Raw genomic sequence first — 2,396 nt, forward strand, 5'->3', positions numbered from 1 at the left:
CGCCCAGGCCGCCCGCCGGCTGGCCGGCAAAGACACGGACCCGACCCTGGTCCGGGCGCTGGAACGGCTGGACGACAACGCCCGTCGTGCCGGCGGGATCATCCGTCAGATGCGCAATTTCGTGCGCGGCGGTGAGCCCGAGAGCGAGCGCGTCTCCACCAACACGCTGGTCCGCGAGGGCCTGGCGCTAACTGCGGCGGCGGTGCGCCAGGGCGGCGTAACCCTGCGCCTGCGCCTCGATCCGGACGTGCCTGACGTCCGTGTGGCGACGGTGCAGATCCATCAGGTGCTGGTGAACCTCGTGCGTAACGCCGTGGAGGCACTGGCCGGGATGCCGGAGGCCCGGCGTCGCCTGGAGGTGACCACCGCGCGCCGCGCGGACGGGCGGGTGGAGGTCACGGTGATGGACACCGGCCCGGGGATTCCGGTGCGCCTGCGCGACGCCCTGTTCGAGCCCTTCGTCAGCGGTGGCGGCGAGGGCATGGGCCTCGGGTTGTCGGTATCGCGCTCGATCATCCGGCATCATGGTGGTGAGCTACGCTTCGAGGACCGACCCGGTGGCGGCTGCCTTTTCAGTTTCGACCTGCCGGCGGCAGGAGGGAGGGATTCCGATGGCTGAGGGCCCGGCGGTACCGACGGTGTTCGTGGTCGACGACGACCCGGACGTGCGCGACGCGCTGGCGATGCTGCTCACCGCCGCAGGACGGCCGGTGGAGGCGTGGGCCAGTGCCGACGCATTTCTTGCCGGTTGCGGCCCGGAGCGGCGGGGCTGCCTCATCCTGGATGTCCGCCTGCCGGGGATGAACGGCCTCACCGCCCAGCAGGAGCTCGACAGCCGCGGCTATACGCTGCCGGTGATCTTCATTTCCGGGCATGGCGACATCCCCATGGCCGTGCGCGCGGTCAGTGCCGGTGCGCTGGATTTCCTGGAGAAGCCGTTCAGCGAGATGGCCGTGCTCGACTGTGTCGACCGGGCCCTCGTCGAGGATGAGCACCGGCGCAGCGAGCGCGAGCGTATCCGGGGCATCGAGCGGCGGCTCGCCCAGCTCACGCCGCGGGAGCGCGAGGTCATGGACCGGCTCGTCGAGGGCAAGGTCAACAAGATCGTCGCCCGCGAGCTCGACTGCTCCACCCGCACGGTGGAGATCCATCGTGCCCGGGTGCTGCACAAGATGGGCGTGGCCAATGTCTCCCAGCTCGTGCGCTACGTCCTCGGCCATCCGGACTACCCCGGTGCCGCCGCCCCCGCAGAGGAAGAGGAGAGCGGCGGCTAGCCGGGCGTCTGGGTAACGTTTCCGCGGCCGTCATGGGCGTCTCCCGGCCCGTCCGGCGGCGCGGGCGACAGGCGGGGATGCGCCATTGCACGCATGCCTAGGCAGCCCCGTCTCCAGGGGATATAATTGCTTCTGTCAATTGTATAAATGGGTTTTGATTGACGGGAGTGAGATGGTCCATATCAATTTCCGCGACCTGCGCTACCTGGTGGCCGTTGCCGACCATCGACACTTCGGCCGGGCCGCCGCCGCCTGCTACGTGAGTCAGCCGACGCTGAGTACCCAGATCAAGAAGCTGGAGCAGTACCTCGGCGTCCAGCTCGTGGAGCGGACCAACAAGCAGGTCATGCTCACCCCGATCGGCAAGATGATCGCCGAGCGGGCCCGTCACGTGCTCAACGAGGTCTCGGACATCGTCGACAGTGCCCGCGCCGCTGGTGATCCGATGGTCGGGGACCTGCGCCTGGGACTGATACCGACCATCGGTCCGTACCTGCTGCCCCACCTCATCCCGGCCCTGCGCAGTACCTATCCGAACCTGCGCCCGCTGCTCTACGAGCAGCAGACGGCGGATCTGCTGGAGCGCCTGCGTCGCGGCGAGCTCGACGCGGCGGTGATGGCGGTGCCGGTCCCCGGCGAGGGGCTCCTGCACGCGAGCCTGTTCCACGAGCCGTTCTATCTGGCGATGCCCCACGATCATCCACTGGCGCGCAAGCCGGAGGTCTCGCTGGGTGACATCGAGTCCGAGCACATCCTCCTGCTGGAGGAGGGGCACTGCCTGCGCGACCAGGCGCTGGATGTCTGCAACATGGTCGGCGCCCGCGAGGACGCCGGGTTCCGCGCCACGAGCATGGAGACCCTGCGGCAGATGGTCGCCGCCGGTGCCGGCATCACCCTGCTCCCGGCCCTGGCGGCCAAGGCCGCCGTCGGCCAGCCGGACAGCAACGCGGTGGTGCTGCGCTCGTTCGTCGACGCCCGCCCGACGCGGGAGATGGCGCTGTACTGGCGCAAGGGCTCGGCCCGCGAGCCCACCATCCGCGCCATCGCCGAGGTGATCCACGGCCTGGAGGCGGTCCACGAGCTTTCCGGGGAAGCGGTTGAGCTTGCCGGGTGAGCCGACGC

3 protein-coding genes are annotated in these 2,396 nt (G+C 69.6%); all 3 read left to right on the forward strand.

The features are described from left to right. The coding region (locus G7A99_RS09335) for a sensor histidine kinase (RefSeq protein ID WP_240466216.1) at positions 1 to 619 on the forward strand (619 nt) is incomplete at its 5' end. After that, the gene (locus tag G7A99_RS09340; RefSeq protein WP_163139713.1) at positions 612 to 1,274 is read left to right on the forward strand and encodes a response regulator transcription factor; all 663 of its coding nucleotides are present in this window, start codon (positions 612 to 614) and stop codon (positions 1,272 to 1,274) included. The genes G7A99_RS09335 and G7A99_RS09340, both read left to right, overlap by 8 nt. A 172-nt stretch (positions 1,275 to 1,446) precedes the next feature. After that, entirely contained in the window at positions 1,447 to 2,388 is a 942-nt protein-coding gene (locus G7A99_RS09345; protein ID WP_018717493.1) for a LysR substrate-binding domain-containing protein, read from the forward strand. Positions 2,389 to 2,396 lie beyond the last annotated feature (8 nt).

The organism is Arhodomonas sp. KWT (assembly GCF_010993615.1).